The 15,578-nt window shown below is 71.7% G+C and carries 16 protein-coding genes and 1 pseudogene; 4 read left to right on the forward strand and 13 right to left on the reverse strand.

The features are described from left to right. Positions 1–7: 7 nt before the first annotated feature. The 4 genes from ACWEPL_RS09050 to ACWEPL_RS09065 are packed head-to-tail and all read right to left on the reverse strand — an operon-like array spanning position 8 to position 3,751. A complete protein-coding gene (locus tag ACWEPL_RS09050) occupies positions 8–1,426 on the reverse strand; it encodes a S41 family peptidase (RefSeq protein WP_452435668.1) in 1,419 nt (472 codons plus the stop codon). Then, a complete protein-coding gene (locus ACWEPL_RS09055) occupies positions 1,423–2,475 on the reverse strand; it encodes an ABC transporter permease (protein ID WP_452435669.1) in 1,053 nt (350 codons plus the stop codon). Before ACWEPL_RS09055 ends, ACWEPL_RS09050 begins: the two co-directional genes overlap by 4 nt. Beyond that, on the reverse strand, positions 2,472–3,362 hold the full coding sequence (locus ACWEPL_RS09060) for an ABC transporter ATP-binding protein (RefSeq protein WP_452435670.1): 891 nt from the start codon (positions 3,360–3,362) through the stop codon (positions 2,472–2,474). The genes ACWEPL_RS09055 and ACWEPL_RS09060 overlap by 4 nt, the downstream gene beginning before the upstream one ends. Continuing rightward, positions 3,359–3,751, reverse strand: a complete 393-nt coding sequence (locus ACWEPL_RS09065) for a GntR family transcriptional regulator (protein ID WP_452435671.1) — start codon at positions 3,749–3,751, stop codon at positions 3,359–3,361. The genes ACWEPL_RS09060 and ACWEPL_RS09065 overlap by 4 nt, the downstream gene beginning before the upstream one ends. A 192-nt stretch (positions 3,752–3,943) precedes the next feature. On the opposite strand from ACWEPL_RS09065, the pseudogene ACWEPL_RS09070 reads away from it, so the two are divergent. Beyond that, positions 3,944–4,384: pseudogene (locus ACWEPL_RS09070) on the forward strand (SRPBCC family protein); the annotation flags it as partial. A gap of 50 nt (positions 4,385–4,434) precedes the next feature. Here the strand turns inward: ACWEPL_RS09070 and ACWEPL_RS09075 are convergent. Further along, entirely contained in the window at positions 4,435–5,091 is a 657-nt protein-coding gene (locus ACWEPL_RS09075) for a TetR/AcrR family transcriptional regulator (protein WP_355196865.1), read from the reverse strand. 65 nt (positions 5,092–5,156) lie between these two features. Between ACWEPL_RS09075 and ACWEPL_RS09080 the strand changes: the two genes are divergently transcribed. Next, positions 5,157–6,131 (forward strand): NAD(P)-dependent alcohol dehydrogenase, encoded by a 975-nt coding sequence (locus ACWEPL_RS09080; protein WP_452435672.1) that lies wholly within the window; start codon positions 5,157–5,159, stop codon positions 6,129–6,131. Positions 6,132–6,158: 27 nt separating this feature from the next. Here the strand turns inward: ACWEPL_RS09080 and ACWEPL_RS09085 are convergent, their stop codons facing one another. The 5 genes from ACWEPL_RS09085 to metX form a co-directional block, all read right to left on the reverse strand. After that, positions 6,159–7,196: a zinc-dependent alcohol dehydrogenase family protein gene (locus ACWEPL_RS09085; RefSeq protein WP_452435673.1), complete on the reverse strand. Its 1,038-nt coding sequence runs from the start codon at positions 7,194–7,196 to the stop codon at positions 6,159–6,161. A 197-nt stretch (positions 7,197–7,393) separates the two neighbouring features. Then, positions 7,394–7,786: an MmyB family transcriptional regulator gene (locus tag ACWEPL_RS09090; protein ID WP_452435674.1), complete on the reverse strand. Its 393-nt coding sequence runs from the start codon at positions 7,784–7,786 to the stop codon at positions 7,394–7,396. 48 nt (positions 7,787–7,834) lie between these two features. Then, positions 7,835–8,317, reverse strand: a complete 483-nt coding sequence (locus tag ACWEPL_RS09095) for a CoA-binding protein (RefSeq protein ID WP_449909154.1) — start codon at positions 8,315–8,317, stop codon at positions 7,835–7,837. Then, on the reverse strand, positions 8,314–9,651 hold the full coding sequence (locus tag ACWEPL_RS09100) for an O-acetylhomoserine aminocarboxypropyltransferase/cysteine synthase family protein (RefSeq protein ID WP_452435675.1): 1,338 nt from the start codon (positions 9,649–9,651) through the stop codon (positions 8,314–8,316). The genes ACWEPL_RS09095 and ACWEPL_RS09100 overlap by 4 nt, the downstream gene beginning before the upstream one ends. Beyond that, on the reverse strand, positions 9,648–10,880 hold the full coding sequence (gene metX / locus ACWEPL_RS09105) for a homoserine O-acetyltransferase MetX (RefSeq protein WP_363985520.1): 1,233 nt from the start codon (positions 10,878–10,880) through the stop codon (positions 9,648–9,650). The genes ACWEPL_RS09100 and metX overlap by 4 nt, the downstream gene beginning before the upstream one ends. Positions 10,881–10,958: 78 nt before the next feature. Here metX and ACWEPL_RS09110 point away from each other — a divergent pair, with 78 nt between their 5' ends. Beyond that, positions 10,959–11,507, forward strand: a complete 549-nt coding sequence (locus ACWEPL_RS09110; protein ID WP_355196847.1) for an OsmC family protein — start codon at positions 10,959–10,961, stop codon at positions 11,505–11,507. A 51-nt stretch (positions 11,508–11,558) separates the two neighbouring features. Then, the gene (locus tag ACWEPL_RS09115) at positions 11,559–12,773 is read left to right on the forward strand and encodes an NAD(P)-binding domain-containing protein (RefSeq protein WP_452435739.1); all 1,215 of its coding nucleotides are present in this window, start codon (positions 11,559–11,561) and stop codon (positions 12,771–12,773) included. 20 nt (positions 12,774–12,793) lie between these two features. On the opposite strand, the gene ACWEPL_RS09120 is transcribed toward ACWEPL_RS09115, so the two are convergent. Genes ACWEPL_RS09120 through ACWEPL_RS09130 form a run of 3 tightly spaced genes read right to left on the reverse strand, consistent with a single transcriptional unit; the run spans position 12,794 to position 15,550 of the window. Next, complete coding sequence (locus tag ACWEPL_RS09120; RefSeq protein ID WP_452435676.1) at positions 12,794–13,675, reverse strand: ABC transporter substrate-binding protein; 882 nt, start codon at positions 13,673–13,675, stop codon at positions 12,794–12,796. Then, positions 13,672–14,772 (reverse strand): LLM class flavin-dependent oxidoreductase, encoded by a 1,101-nt coding sequence (locus ACWEPL_RS09125; RefSeq protein ID WP_452435677.1) that lies wholly within the window; start codon positions 14,770–14,772, stop codon positions 13,672–13,674. Before ACWEPL_RS09125 ends, ACWEPL_RS09120 begins: the two co-directional genes overlap by 4 nt. Next, positions 14,762–15,550: an LLM class flavin-dependent oxidoreductase gene (locus ACWEPL_RS09130; protein ID WP_363985514.1), complete on the reverse strand. Its 789-nt coding sequence runs from the start codon at positions 15,548–15,550 to the stop codon at positions 14,762–14,764. The genes ACWEPL_RS09125 and ACWEPL_RS09130 overlap by 11 nt, the downstream gene beginning before the upstream one ends. Positions 15,551–15,578: the final 28 nt, after the last annotated feature.

The following is a 15,578-nucleotide window of genomic DNA, read 5'->3' on the forward strand; positions in this document are numbered from 1 at the left end:
GGTCCGTTCACTTGTGCAGCAAGGTCAGGGCCTTGGCCAGGGCGGGGTCTCGCCCGGTGGCCGCGTCCTTCGGGGTGAGGGGTACGTGGTGGTCGGGCGGTACGCCGATCCGGTCGATCACCTCGTGTTCGGGCCCCAGGTGGTGCCGGGTGGGGAAGTTCAGTGTGGTGTTGTTGGCGAGGAGGTACGGCTGTGCCGGTCCGGAGATGACGCCGGCGGTCCTGGTGCCGATCAACTGGCCGACGCGCAGGTCTTTGACGGCGGAGCTGAAGTGTTCGCAGGCCGAGGCGCAGCTGCGGTCGATGAGCACCATCAGTGGCAGGTTGACCAGTGGGACGGTGTCGTCGGTCCGCAGGGTCTCGCACTTGCCGTCGACGGTGCACAGGTGGGCGGTGGCCTTGCCGTGGGCGAACGCGCTCTCCAGCCGGATCGCCTCCTGGGGGCTGCCGCCGCCGTTGCCGCGCAGGTCCAGGACGACGCCGGTGAGGGTGCGGCCGGTGCGTAGTCTGGTGATCGCCTTGAGTACTCTGTCGGCGGAGTCGGGGGCGAATCCGCGCATCCGTACGTAGGCGATGTCGTCGTCCAGCAGTTTCGACTGGACCACTTGCAGGGTGGCCAGGTCGCGCTGGTAGAGGCCGGGTTCGAGCGTCGCGTTCCAGCGGCGGCCGGTGCTCTGCCGCAGGAGCCGCAGCCGGACCGGGCGCGCCTCCGGGTATCGGGGGTAGAGGGCGGCGATGGCGGGGGTGGGCTTGCCGTCGATGAAGGGCGCCGATCCGTTGATGGATTCGATGAGGTCGCCGGGGCGCAGTCCGGCGGCCTGTGCCGCGCCGCCCTGGACGGTGGTGATGAAGAGCGGGGGGAGGGCGACGCCGGGGTTGCCCTGCACCTGCGGGCCGTTGACGTTCGCTTCGAGGCCCAGGCCGTAGCCGTCGCCGTCGTGGTAGTCGGGGGGTCGCTTGATGTCGTGGACCCAGGCGGCGTGGTTGTCGCCGAGGGCGGCGACGAGGGCTTCGAGGGTGGCGACGGCCAGTTGGTCGCGCAGGTCGGGGACCTGGTCGGTGGTCTTGCGGTAGGCGGTCTCGAAGGCGGTCCAGTCGGCTTTCCGGTCGCCGGTCAGCGCCGGCATGGTGGCTTCGGGCAGGTCGCGTCCGTTGCGGTTGAGCTCCTGGGTCAGGGCGGCGAACGCGGTGGTCAGGAGCGAGCGGGCGTCCAGGGTGGCGCCGCTGTAGTAGTTGCCGAGGATGCAGAAGTACGCCTGCTCGATGACGTCGATGGTGGTGGCGGTCTCCGCCGCGGTCGGGCCCTGGGGGCGCGCGCAGGCCGTACCGGCTGCGGCGTTCGCCTCGCTGCGCGGCGGCGTCGGCGCCGTGCAGGCGGCCGCCAGGAGGAGGGCGAGCCCGGCCGTCATGGTCCTGATGGCGGTCATGACAGGCGCCTGCGGATCCACCAGAAGGAGAGCCAGGTGAGGCCGAGGGTGAGCAGGGCGTAGATCCCGGTTTCGATCCACTGGAAGGGCCAGAAGCGCTCCAGGGGCTGGTAGGTCGCCTTCTGCCGGTAGCCGAGCCGGTTGATCTCGGTCGTGCACGCGCCCATGATCGGTGATGCCGACGGTGCGCAGGGTCCCGACGTCGTCGAGACCTGGACGATCCCGATTCCGGGCTCGGGGCCGGCGGTCGGACGTCCGGACGGATCGACGAGATAGCTGGACAGGACCCAGGCGCCCGCGTGGCCGGGAACAGCCGCATTCAGGCGGATCTCCACACGTCCGCCTTGGTCCCGGTTTATGCCGACGCCGTCCATGTTCGTCTCGCTGAGCTCGAAGGTCGAGGTGACCGGGGTCATCAGGTGGGGCCGGACCAGCAGCGGCATGGCGAGCTGGATCGCGGCGAAGACGGCCAGCGTGAGGGCCATGGCGGGCAGGGTGCGGCGCACCAGCATGCCCACGGTCACGCCCAGGACGAAGGCGAACGCCGCATACCCCATCGGGGCGATGCCGCGCGCGCCGAACACCAGGGGAGCCATCAGGGCCAGGTCGCCCGGGGCCGACTTGTCCAGGGGATCGGACCACCAGGTCACCGCGAGGCCGCACAGGCAGGCGGCGGCCATGGCGACCAGGCCGGTGAGCCCGAGCTTGACCGCCAGCCAGCGGCCGCGGGTGATGGTCTGGTTCCACACCAGCAGGTGCGTGCCGGTCTCCAGCTCGCGGCTGATCAACGGTGCTCCCCAGAAGAGCCCGACGACGGCGGGCAGGAGCAGCACGATGAGGCTGACGGCCATGAAGGGCATGTCGTACCCGTCGAAGAACCGGTCGTAGAAGCGGCCGCAGGTGTCGTCCTGGGTGCAGGCGGCGATACCGGTGGAGTAGTCCGAGGCCAGGTCCGGGCCGGTCAGGGCCAGGACGGTGGCGAGGATGACGAGCAGGGCGGCCAGCATCGCGGCCGAGCCGCGCAGCTGGCGCCAGGTCAGCCAGATCATCGCTGGACCTCCAGGGCGACGCGCCGGTTCTCGGCGGTGCGTTTGTCCATGTAGGCCAGGACGAGGTCTTCCAGGCTGAGCCGGCTGACCGTCCAGGCGGGGTCGTGGATAGGGGCGTCGGTACGGACGATGAACGTGCTCTGCCGTTCGGTGTGGCGTGCGGAGATCACGTGCTGGTCGGCGGGCAGCCGGTCGGGGTCGCGGCGCGGGCCGGTGAGGCGGTGATGGGTGGCGAGCAGCTCCTCGACCTCTCCGGCGATCTGGACGCGGGAGTCGACGAGCACGACGAGGAAGTCGCAGACGCGTTCCAGGTCGGAGACCAGGTGGGAGGAGAGCACGACGCTGAACTCGTGCTCGACGGTGGCCTCCATCAGTCCCTGCAGGAACTCGCGGCGGGCCAGCGGGTCGAGGGAGGCGACCGGCTCGTCCAGGATCAGCAGCTCGGGCCGTTTGGCCAGGCCCAGGGTGAGGGCGAGCTGGGCGCGCTGGCCGCCGGACAGTTTGCCCGCCCGGTGTCCGGGGACGAGTCCGAGTTGCGCGATGCGTTCCCGTGCCATGGTGTCGTCCCAGCGGGGGTTGAGCCGGGCTCCGAGCCGTAGGTGTTCGGCGACGGTCAGGCCCGCGTAGACGGGGGTGTCCTGGGCGACGAACCCGATCCTGGCCAGCTGGGCGGGTGTGGCCGCGGGCCGGCCGCCGAGCACGGTGATGCCGCCCGCCGAGGGTTGGAGCTGGCCGCTGGCGAGCTTCAGGAGCGTGGTCTTGCCGGCTCCGTTGGGGCCCACGAGCCCGACGACGTGGCCTGCCGGGATGTCGATGGTGCACTCGCGCAGCGCCCAGCGTCTGCCGTATTTCTTGCCCAGTGCCTGGGCCTGCAGGACAGCGGTCACGCTATGTCCTCCTGAGCGAAGGTCCGAAAGGTGGTCATGAAGAGGGCCTCGATGCTTTCGTCGTCGAGGCCGGCTCGGCGGGCCTTGGCGAGCCAGCGCTGCAGTTCCATCCGCAGCGGGCCGTGCGCGGCCAGGGAGGTGGCGGCGAGCGTCGCCGTCACGAACGTCCCCACTCCTGGCCGGGCGGCCACCAGGCCCTCGTGCTCGAGTTCGCGGTAGGCCTTGAGGACGGTGTTGGCGTTGATCGCCAGTTGCGCCACGACCTCCTTGACGGTCGGCAGCTGGTCGCCTTCGCGTAGGAGGCCGAGCCGCAGCGCGTGCCGTACTTGCTGGACCATCTGCAGGTACGGCGAGACGCCCGACCTGCCGTCCAGATGGAACTCGATCACCGATTTCTCCATTTATCTAGCTTGCTAGCACTTTAGGACTCTAGATGTTAAAGGATCATAAGGATCGGTGTCGTCGGCCCAGTCAGCAAGGCGTATCAGCGCGCTCACGATCTCGCTCGTCGTCGCAGGCGGCCTCGCGGGTCACGTCCCGCCCGCGCAGGCCGTCACCGGCTACGACGGCGGTGGGCTCCAGTGCCGGGGGAAGGCGTCGATCCCGCCGCCAAGATCCGCTACCGGACCGAGAGCTTGATCAAGGCGCCCCTGCGCACGGTCCGGGAGCTCCAGACAGACGTGGAAGGCCGGCCCACCTGGCAGAAGCCCGTGACCAGCATGAAGCGCCTGGACTCCGGCCCGCTCCGCGAGAACTCGCGGTTCAGGTGGACCACGCCGGTGCCCGCGACCCCCGTCAGCCCGCCGACCACGCTGGTCATCACCTCAACCGTGCGGCAACCGCAGCACCACAAGTGCATCCGCTGGACCGGCCCGGCGATCGGCGAAGGGCTGCGCATCGACCGGGGCGTCCATGTGTGGACCTTCACGCAGGTCAAGGGCGGTGTCCTCGTACGGACCGAGGAGACCCATGCCGGGGACCGGATCGAGAGCGACGTGCCCCTGGCCACCGGGTCGGCCGGATGGGACCGACCAGGGCGCCGACCGGACACTTCCCGGGCAATGTCCCGGGGCTACCGCGCCGTCGCCTGCCCGTGCAGGAGGTCGAGGGTGAGGGGCGGCACCGGCGGCAGGGGCTCGGCGTGCTGGGCGCGGAAGGACTGCAGCAGGTACGCCACCAGCCGCCGCGACCCCGCCGCCGCGACCTCGTTCGTCCCGGTGGCGACGCCGCAGTTGGCCTTGAGCAGCAGTGTCAGGTCGGCCGGATCGAAGTCGGCCCGCAGCCGCCCGGCGGCCTTGGCCCGCCGTACCACCTCGGCGAGGCCCTGCTCGGCCCGCACCCGCGTGCGCTCGTAGTCGATCGCGTCGGGGAACGCCGTCAGGAACGCCTCGGTGAACCCCCGGTCGGCGACCTGCATCGCGCACACCGTCTCGATCATCGAGCAGAACCCCCGCCACGGGTCCGGATCGGCCAGCGCCTCGTCCACGACCGACGCGCACGTGGCCAGCTCGTCGCCGAACACCTCCGTGATCAGCGACTCCCGTGAGGGGAAGCGCCGGTAGAGCGTGGCCACGCCGACCCCGGCGCGCCGCGCGATGGCCGCCATGGGCACGTCGAGCCCGCGCGTGGCGTACGCCTCCCGCGCCGCCTCGAGGATGCGTACGCGGTTGTGCCGCGCGTCGGCCCGCAGCGCCGGCGCGGGCTCCATCTGAGAGGGATGACCAGGCATGTTTCTCACATTAACGTAAGTGGACGGTCCCATCCGTTTAGCCCGGTAGCGTCGCTCACGTGGAGATGAATGCGACTGAGATGCGCGCGGCCCTGTTCGACCGGTACGGGCCGCCGGAGGTGCTGTATGTGGGCACGGTGCCCAAGCCGGTCCCCGGACCCGGTGAGGTGCTGGTGCGCGTGCACGCCATCAGCGTGAACGGCGGCGAGCTGCACGGCCGGGCGGGCAAGGTGCGGCTCGTGACGGGGCTGACGCGGCGGGGCTTCCCGAAACGCATGGGGCTCGACTTCACCGGCGAGGTCGTCGCCCTGGGCCCGGACCCGGCCGAACCCGGCCCCCGGGTGGGCGATCGGGTGTGGGGCGTGCTGGGCCGCACGTTCGGCAGTGCCGCCGAGTACCTGATCGTCCGGCCCCGTCAGCTGTCCCTCGTCCCGGCGGGCCTGGACCTGGTGGAGGCCGCGGCGCTCCCGGTGGGGACGACGGCGATCACGGCGCTGCGTGACAAGGCGGAGCTGCGGCCGGGCGAGCGCCTGCTCGTACGCGGCGGCAGCGGCGGCGTGGGCGTCGTGGCGGTGCAGCTCGGCAGGGCACTCGGCGCCCACGTCACCGCCCTGGCCGGGGCGCGCAACCTCGACCTCGTCCGTGACCTGGGGGCCAACGAGGTCTACGACTACGCCACCACGCGGCCCGCTGATCTGCCGCGGTTCGATGTGGTCCTGGACACCGTGGGCACCGAGCACCCCGCCTACCGGCGCCTGCTGACCCCGTCGGGTCGCATGGTGGCGATCGCCTTCGACGTCAACCGGGCCGCCTCGACGCTGTCGTACCTCGCCGCCTCCACCGTGTACGGCCGGCGGCGCGTGCGCATTTTCAGCGGTCAGCCCACCCACCGCCTTTTCGCCGATCTGGCCCGGTACGTGGAGAGCGGCGCCATCCGCCCGGTCGTGGACACCGTGTTCCCGCTGGAGGAGATCGCCAAGGCGCACCGGGCCCTGGAGTCGGGCGGCGTGCGCGGCAAGATCATCGTCCGCGTGGTCTGAGACCAGGCGTCGCCCAGGGGCGGATGGTCAGGGCTGGATGAGGACCTTCAGCGCGGTCCTGCCGTCCATGGCGCGGTAGCCGTCGGGCACCTCGTCCAGCGTGACCGTGCGGTCGAACACCCGGCCCGGCTCGACGGTGCCGTCCAGCACGCCGGGCAGCAGGTCCTCGATGTAGGCGCGCACCGGGGCGGGGCCGCCGGTCAGGGTGATGTTGGGGCCGAACAGGCTGCCGAACCCGACCGGGGCGTCCTCGTACTGCGGCACGCCGACGCGGCTGATCACCCCGCCGGGGCGGACGATGCCGACCGCCGTCTCGTAGGCGTTCATGTAGCCGACGGCCTCCAGCACCGCGTGCACGCCCTGGCCGCGGGTCAGCTCGCGTACCTTCTCGATGCCTTCGGCGCCGCGCTCGGGCACGACGTCGGTGGCGCCGAAGTCGATGCCGAGCTTGGTCCGGTCGTCGTGGCGGCCCATCAGGATGATTCGCTCGGCGCCGAGCTGCCTGGCCGACAGCACGGCCAGCAGGCCGACCGCGCCGTCGCCGATGACGGCCACGGTGGTGCGCGGGTTGACCTGGGCCTGCTTGGCGGCGTGGTGGCCGGTGCCGTACACGTCGGCTAGGGTCAGCAGCGACGGCAGCAGCTCGGAGTCCTCGCCGACGGGCAGCTTGACCAGGGTGCCGGCGGCCTGCGGGACGCGGATCGCCTCGGCCTGGCCGCCGCCGACGTCGCCGGAGGCCCAGAAGCCGCCGTTGGGGCAGGAGGTGTGCAGGCCCTCGCGGCACAGGGCGCAGGTGTTGTCGGAGTAGGCGAACGGCGCCACGACCAGGTCGCCGCGCTTGAGCCCGGACACCTGCCCGCCGAGGTCCTCGATCACGCCGAGGAACTCGTGCCCCATCGGCGTGCCCTGCTCCGAGGCCGGAAGGTTGTGGTACGGGTGCAGGTCGCTGCCGCAGACGCACGAGCGCAGGATGCGGACGATCGCGTCGGTGGGCTCGCGCAGGACCGGGTCGGGCGCGTGCTCCACGCGCACGTCGCCGGCACCGTACATGAAAGTAGCTCGCATCAAAGGTTTTCCGTCTCTTGTCTTCGTCGTCGGGCGTGCGGCGGGGCGGCTCCGGGGCCACGGGCCGCGGCCACCCCCGCCGCCGCGTCGAATGCCAAGGTTTCCCCTGGTCAAGCTCCATAGAACAGGCTCACCCGGGCATGTGGCAGGGCCTGCCGTTACAGGTAATGGCAGAGCCCCCATGAGGTCAGCGCTGGTCAGCGCCGGTCGGCGGCCGTCGGCTGCGCCTCGGCGAGGTCCTGGGTGGCGGCCCAGCTGGCGAGCATCCTGAGCCCGTCGGCGCCGGGACTGCCGGGGGCGGCGGTGTAGACGTTGAGGGTCAGGCCCGGCTCCGACGGCAGCTCCATCGATTCGAAGTCCAGGTCGAGCCGGCCGACCACCGGGTGACGCAGCCGCTTGCGGCCGCTGCGGTGGAACTGCACGTCGTGGGAGGCCCAGCGCTGCCGGAAGACCTCGCTCCGCGTCGACAGCTCGCCGATCAGCTCGATCAGCGCCCGGTCGTGCGGGGCGCGGCCCGCCGGCACCGGCACCTGGTGAACGGCCGCGGCACGGCCAAGGGCGACATCGCGTTCGTCGGCTACTGCCGGCACGGCCGCGACGGCCCCGGCCGGCACGCGAGCCCGCGGGCCGAGGGGCGGCTACTGGAGCCCGGCGCGGACGGACGTGATGCGCTGGGTGTTGAAGCCGAGCCAGTGCATCCGGCCCACATACCGCGCGTGCTCGACCTTGAGACAGCGGTCCATGATCACGGTCACGCCGCCGTCCCCGGCGATCCGCGCGCCCTCCTCGTTGATCACGCCGAACTGGCACCACAGGGCGCCGGCGCGAATCGCCACGGCCTCCTCCGCGATGGCGGGCAGCGCGTCCGGCGCGCGGAAGACGTTCACGAGGTCCACCGGCACGGGCACGTCGAGCAGGCTCGGGTAGCTGGTCTCCCCGAGGATCTCCCTCTCGCGGGGGTTCACGGGGATCACCCGGTAGCCGTGCCGCCTGAGGTAATAGCCGACGAAGTAGCTGGCTCGCAGCTCGTTGCCCGACAGGCCCACGATCGCGATCGTCCTGGTGGAGTGCAGCACGCGCTGGATCGTCAGCGGGTCCTGGTATCGCCCGAGATCGGTCATGGCGTCTCCACCTTCTTTCCGTTCGTCCCGGCGACTCGGGTGAAACCCTGCTCCAGATCCCAGATCAGGTCCTCGACGGACTCGGTGCCGACCGACAGCCGCACCGTCCCCGGCCCGACGCCGGCCGCCCGCAGCTCGTCGTCGCCGAGCTGGCGGTGCGTCGTGCTGGCGGGGTGGATGACCAGGCTCTTGGCGTCGCCGACGTTCGCCAGGTGGGACCAGAGCGTCAGGCCGCCGATGAGGCTCTGCCCGCCGGTCCGGCCGCCGGCGCAGTCGAAGGAGAAGACGGCGCCGGCGCCGCGCGGGAGGTACTTCTCCACCAGCGGCCGGTACCTGCTCTCGGGCAGGCCGGGGTAGGTCACGTTGGAGGCCAGGTCGTGCGCCTGGAGGAAGACCGCGACCGCCCGCGCGTTGTCGACGTGGCGGTCCATGCGCAGCGACAGCGTCTCCAGCCCCTGCAGGAACAGGAAGGCGTTGAACGGCGAGAGCGCCGCGCCGAGGTCGCGCAGGGTTTCGGCCCGCAGTTTCATCAGGTAGCCATACGTCCCGAACGTCTCGTGGAACCGCAGGCCGTGGTAGGCGGGCGACGGATCCGCGACCACCGGGAACCGTCCGTTGGACCAGTTGAACGTGCCGGCCTCGACCACGACGCCGCCGATGCTCGTGCCGTGGCCGCCGATGAACTTGGTCGCCGAGTGGATCACGATGTCGGCGCCCCACTCGATCGGGCGGCACAGGTACGGCGTCGCGAACGTGTTGTCCACGATCAGCGGCAGCTCGTGCTCGTGGGCGATGGCCGCCACGGTCTCGATGTCCAGCACGTTACCGGCGGGATTGCCGATCGTCTCGCCGAAGAACGCCTTCGTGTTCGCCCGCACCGCCTGGCGCCAGGCGTCCGGATCGTCGGGATCGACCCATGTCAGCTCCACGCCCATCTTGCGCAGCAGGTGCTTGAGCTGGTTCACCGTCCCGCCGTACAGCGCCGAGGACGAGACGACGTGGTCGCCCGGCTGCAGCAGCGTGAACAGCGCGGCCGCCTGCGCGGCGATTCCGCTGGCGAACGCCACCGCGCCGCTGCCGCCCTCGAGGTTCGCCACCCGCTCCTCGAACACCGCGACGGTCGGGTTCATGATGCGCGAGTACGTGTTCCCGTACTCCTGGAGGTTGAAGTACGCCGCCGCGGACTCGGGGTCTTCGAAGACATAGCTGGTGGTCTGGAAGATCGGCACCGCACGGGCGCCCGTGTTCGGGTCGGGCCGCTGCCCGGCGTGCAGTTGCCGGGTCTCGAACCCGAACGCGCGGGCCTGCTCGGCACGGGGGAACTGATCGGTCACGAAGACCCCTTCCTCGACGTCGCCCCGGCCAGGAACCGGCGGATGATGGGCGTCTGCCGCGCCTCCTCGAGCAGGAAGCAGTCGTGGCCGTACGGCGCCTCGATCACCTCGAACTCGACCGGTTTGCCGAGGGCGCGCAGCGCCTGCTCGATCTCCTCCGACGCCGACGGCGGGTACAGCCAATCGGAGCTGAAGGCGATGAGCAGCGTCCGGGCGCAAACGCCTTCGAGGGCCAGTGAGAGAGACCCGCCGCCATGCTGCCGCGCGAGATCGAAATACGTCAGCGCGCGCGAGGTGTAGAGGTAGGTGTTGGCGTCGAAGCGCTTGACGAACGAGTCGGCCTGGTGGCGCAGGTAGCTCTCCACCTCGAACTCCGGCTCGGTGATCGTGTAGCGCAGCGCGTCGGCGGACTGCAGCCGCCTGCCGAACTTCTCGCTCAGCGCGGGTGCGGACAGGTACGTGATGTGGCCGACCATCCGCGCCACCCCCATGCCCGCATGGGGCGCGCGGCCCGTGCCGTAGTAGTGGCCGCCCTGCCAGGCCGGATCGCGCATGATCGAGTCACGCGCGATCGCGTTCCAGGCCACCCCCTGCGGGTGGAGGGCGTGCGTGCTGGCGATGGCCACGACCGCGTCGACCTGGCCGGGGAACAGGACCGCCCACTGCAGCGCCTGCATTCCGCCGAGCGAGCCCCCGGCCACCGCCGCGAGCCGGTCGATGCCCAGGACGTCGAGGAACGCTCGCTGCGTCCGTACCATGTCCGCGACCGTGACCACAGGGAAGTCCGGCCCGTACGGCCTGCCCGTCGCCGGGTCGATCGACGACGGACCCGTCGTCCCGCGGCAGCCGCCGAGCAGGTTCGTGCAGATGACGAAGAACCGGTCGGTGTCGAACGCCTTACCGGGGCCGATCATCCCGTCCCACCAGCCGAGCCCCTTGCCGCCCGCGCCGTCGCGGTCCTCGGCCCCGAAACCGTCGCGCGTGCTCTGGCCGGACGGCGCCTTCGCCAGGCCCGCGGCATGGGCGTCACCGCTGAGCGCGTGACACACCAGGACGACGTTGTCGCGCCGGGGCGAGAGGGCGCCGTAGGTCTCGTAGGCCACGCGGACCGGGTGCAGCTCCCGGCCGCAGTCGAGGTGTAGCGGCTCCGGCAGGTCGAGGTACCGGGTTTCCACGGTGCCGACCGTGCCGATCGTGCCGGCCGCGAGCGCCGGGGCTGGCTGCGACATAGGGCTATGGTAGCCGCCACGGCGCGTGTATGGTCAAATACCTACCGGGAATGCGGGAAGATCCGGAAGGGGCGGGACATGACCACGGTCGCCAACGGCGTGAACGTGCAGGCGCTGCTGGACGCGCGCGAGGCGCTGAAAGGCGCACCCGAGGCCGCGCAGTTCGTCTGGCGGGCATCCTCCAGATGGCAGAACGGCGTCCACAGCACCACCACGGTCAAGGAGTTCTTCGGGCTCGGGCAGGAGCAGAGCCACCGGACCGAAGCGGTGTTCGACGCCGACCACCCCGAGGTCTTCGCGGCCGAGGACAACGGCATCACGCCGATCGAGTACCTCCTCGTCGGCCTGGCAAGCTGCCTGACGGCCGGCGTGGCGTCCGTCGCGCAGAACCGCGGCATCCAGCTGCGCTCGGTCGAGGCGACGCTCGAAGGCGAGCACGACATCCGCGGCATCCTCGGCGTCGACGCCGACGTCCGCAACGGCTTCAACGACATCAAGGTGACGTTCACCATCGACGCGGACGCCTCCAAGCAGGAGATCGAGGCGCTGGTGGCCCAGTCCCAGAAGCGGTCGGCCGTGTTCGACGCCCTCACCAACCCGACGAACGTCACCGTCGACGTCGCCTGAAAGCCTGAAAGCCTGAAAGGCCGAGCCATCGAGCACGTCACCACGGTCGTCATCGGCGCGGGCCACGCCGGTCTCGCCGCGAGCCACTTCCTGCGCGAACGGTCGCTCGATCACCTCGTGATCGAGCGCGGCGAGGTGGCGAACTCCTGGCGGCGCGAACGCTGGGACTCCTTCCGGCTGCTCACCCCCAACTGGCAGAGCCGCCTGCCGGGCCTTCGCTACGAAGGCCCGGAGCCCGACGGCTACATGACCACGAAGGAGGTGACGCAGTTCATCGAGCGCTTCGCCGCGTTCTCCCGGGCTCCCGTCCGGACCGGCACGAGCGTCACGTCCGTCCGGCGTACCGGCGACGGATACCACGTGACCACGAGCCGCGGCGAGATCCGCTGCCGGACGGTGGTCATCGCCAGCGGGGCCTGCAACCGGCCGGCGGTGCCACGGTTCGGTGACGAGGTGCCGTCGTCCGTCGAGCAGCTGACGCCGTTCGACTACCGTGCCCCCGATCGGCTGCCCGACGGCGGGGTGCTCGTGGTGGGAGCGTCGGCGACCGGCGTGCAGCTGGCCGCCGAGCTGCGCGGGTCCGGCCGGCCGGTGACGCTCTCGGTGGGGGAGCACGTGCGGCTGCCCCGCACCTACCGCGGGCGCGACGTGCTGTGGTGGATGGACGCCTCCGGCGTGTGGGACCAGCGCTACGACGAGGTCGACGATCTCGCGCGGGCCCGGCGGCTGCCATCGCCCCAGCTCGTCGGCACTCCCGAGCGCGGGACGCTCGATCTCAACGCGCTCACCTCGATGGGCGTCGAGCTGGTCGGCCGCTGGGCGGCCGTGCGCGACGGATGCGCGCTGTTCTCCGGCGGGCTGCGCAACGTGTTCTCGCTCGCGGACCTCAAGATGGAGCGCCTGCTGGGCACGTTCGACGAGTGGGCGCGTACGCGCGGCCGCGACGCCGAGGCCGGCCCGCCCGAGCGCTTCGCGCCCACCCGGGTGCCCGAGTCGGCGCGCCTGCGGCTCGACCTGCGGAGCGGCGAGATCCGCACGATCGTGTGGGCGACGGGTTTCCGGCCCGATTACGGCTGGCTCGACGTGCCCGTGATCGACGAGAAGGGCCGGCTGCGCCACGACGGCGGTGTCGTCGACAGCCCGGGACTGTACGCGCTGGGGCTGCCCGTGCTGCGGCGGCGCAGGTCCACGTTCATCCACGGCATCGAGGACGACGCGCGCGAGGTGATCGACCACCTCGCGCGGTATCTGGCCGTACGACGGTGATCCCCGGCCGCCCGGACGGCTCAGCGGGTCCGCAGCACCAGCTCGCCGATCTCGGGAAGTACGGCGTCCGCGACCGAGATCTTCTTCTGGATCAGCCCGTTGGCGTGGAAGAGGTCGGCGGCGTGCTGCTGCTCGGCGACGAACTCCTCGCTGACCGGGTGCAACCCCCAGGGGCGGGTGCGCAGCGCGTGCTCCCAGGCGTCGAGGTCGCCGTCGAACAGGGCGGCCGCCTCGCGCGGGTGCCCGGCGGTCCAGCGGTCGGCCTCCTGGAGCGCGGTGACGATCCTGGCCAGCTCGTCGGGCCGGTCGCGCGCGAAGTCGCGCCGGGTGAACCAGAGCGAGCGGTGGCTGAACAGGCCGTCGGTCTCCACGAGCGTCCTGGTGCGCGACTCGACCGGCGTCAGGTACGGGTAGGAGCCCACCCAGGCATCCACGTCGCCGCTCACCAGGAGTTCGGCGGCGTTGCCGTAGGCGTCCACGGGGACGATGTCGCCCCAGCCGAGCCCGGCGCGCTCCAGCGCCAGCAGCAGCAGCGTGGTCTGCCACGAGCCGTGGCCGAGCGCCACCCGCTTGCCCTTCAGCTCCGCCACGGAGCCGATCGGCGAGTCGTCCCGCACCACCAGGCGGCCGTTCTCGACCCGTGGCTCCGAGATCGCCACGTACACGATGTCGTGCCCCTTGGCCTGGGCGGTGACCGGGGGAGTGGAGCCGGTGCCGATGAAGTCGTACCCGCCGTCGAACAGATGGTCGCCGTGGGCGGACAGGAGCGCCCTGGTGGGATCGACCGGCGCGCCCCGGCCCAGCGCGTTCAGGTCCACCCACTCCACGCCGGGCAGCAGGTCGCGGTGGCGGGCCACCCACAAGGTGTTGTTCTGCGGGAAGAAGCCGGCTCGGGTGGTCATGAGGTGCGTCCTTTCAGTAGCGGCAAAACCTGGCGGCCCACGCGGCGGGCCTCTTCGAGATGGGGGATTCCGGCCAGGATGAAGGCGTCCACGCCGAGGTCCAGGAGCTGGTCGAGGCGTTCGGCGACCTGGTGGTAGTCGCCGACCAGGCCGAAGGCGGGGCCGTCGCGCAACTGGCCGAACCCGCCCCACACGTTCGGGGCGACCTCCAGGGCGCGGGGGTCGTCACCGGCCCCGGCGAGGAAGGAACGGCTGCGCCGCACGCCGACGGAGTCGCCCCCGCCGGAGTCGTCGCCGCGCGGCCTGGCCGCCCAGCCCTGCCGGATCTCCTCCCACGCCTCCTCCTCGCTTTCCCGGGCCAGCACGTCCACGCGCACGGCGAACCGGGGCGGCGTGGCGCTGTGCGCGCGTACGGCGTCGAACTTCTCCGCCAGCGCGTCGAACGGCTCCAGCCAGGACAGGTAGTAGTCGGCGTGCCGGCCGGCGGCGTCGATGGCGGCGGGGGAGGAGCCGGAGAAGAAGATCTCCGGGAACGGCTGCCCGGCCAGCTCCTCCGGCAGGCCCGCGTCCTCCACCTGGTAGAAGCGGCCATGATGGGTGTGCCCGCCCTGCCAGACGCCCTTGAGCACGTCCAGGAACTCCGAGGTCCGCGCGTAGCGGTCGTCGTGGACCACTTTGTCGCCCCACCAGAGCTGCGCGGGACCGCCGCCGCCGGAGATGACGTTGTAGACGATCCGGCCGCCGGTCGCCCGTTGCAGCGTGGCCGTCATCCGGGCCGCCTGCACCGGGTGCAGGAACCCGGGCTGGAAGGCCACCATGAAGCGGTAGGAGGTGGTCTCGCGGGCCAGCGTCGCGGCGGCGGCCCACGGGTCGTCGGTGTGCGGGAAGTTCGGCAGCAGCCCTCCGACGAAGCCGGACTCCTCGGCCGCCCGCGCGACCTCGGCCATGTAGTCGGCGTGGGTGTAGCCGTCGTCGCGGCCGTCCCGGATGCCGGGGGCGGTGCCGCCCGGGGCGAAGCCGCCGCGGCTGCGGACCCTGCGGCGCAGCGACGGCTGGTCGCCCTCCATGTGGATGCGCCAGTAGATGTCAACCGGCAAGAGCCTGCTCCTTGAGATGCTCACCGAGGTGGTAGACGTCCTCGGCGGGGACGAAGAACTCGCTCACGCCGCGGCGGGCGTACTCCTCCACATGGTCGAGCGAGGACAGCTGGACGCCGTAGCGCAGGCCCGGCAGCTCGGGGACGAGGGCGTCCAGGTCGTCGCCCTCGGCGAAGACGTGCACGTCCGCGTGCCGCCGCGACAGCGCGAGGGCCTCGGGGGAGATGCCGGAGAGCTGCACCTCGGGGAAGGGCGGCGCCGACAGCGGCGGGCCGAAGCCGCCCGCGGCGACCTCGTAGAAGTCGCCCCGGAAGTCGAACGGCCCGCCCTGCCAGACGCCCTTGGCGACGGTCAGGAACTCGCCGGCGCGGGCATGGCGATCGGCGCCGGTCAGGAAGTCTCCCTGCGCCCTGGCCACGGCCGGGTCCAGGTCAACCGCGAGCCGCCAGCCCAGCCGGCCGGCGGCGAAACGCTGCAGCGAGGCCGAGAGCTTGGCGGCGTAGACGGGGGTGGCGGCCGCGGCGTGGAACCCGGCGACCACGCGCAGGTGCCGGGTACGGCGCAGGACGTTCGCGGCGACGGTCAGGGACTCCTGCCCGCCGGGGTCGAACGGCACCAGCGCCCCCGCCAGCCCCGCCAGGTCCGCGGCCACGGCGGTCCGTCCGGCCGGATCGGTCAGGGCGGGCCGCACATCGGTGACGAACGCGGGCAACTCCGGCGCGGCGGTGCTCCTGGTGGGGAGGACGACGTGGAAGCGGGATGCCACGGGGCGGGTCATCACGCCACCGCCGCCAGGTGCCAGACCG

Source organism: Nonomuraea sp. NPDC004186, from assembly GCF_053603495.1.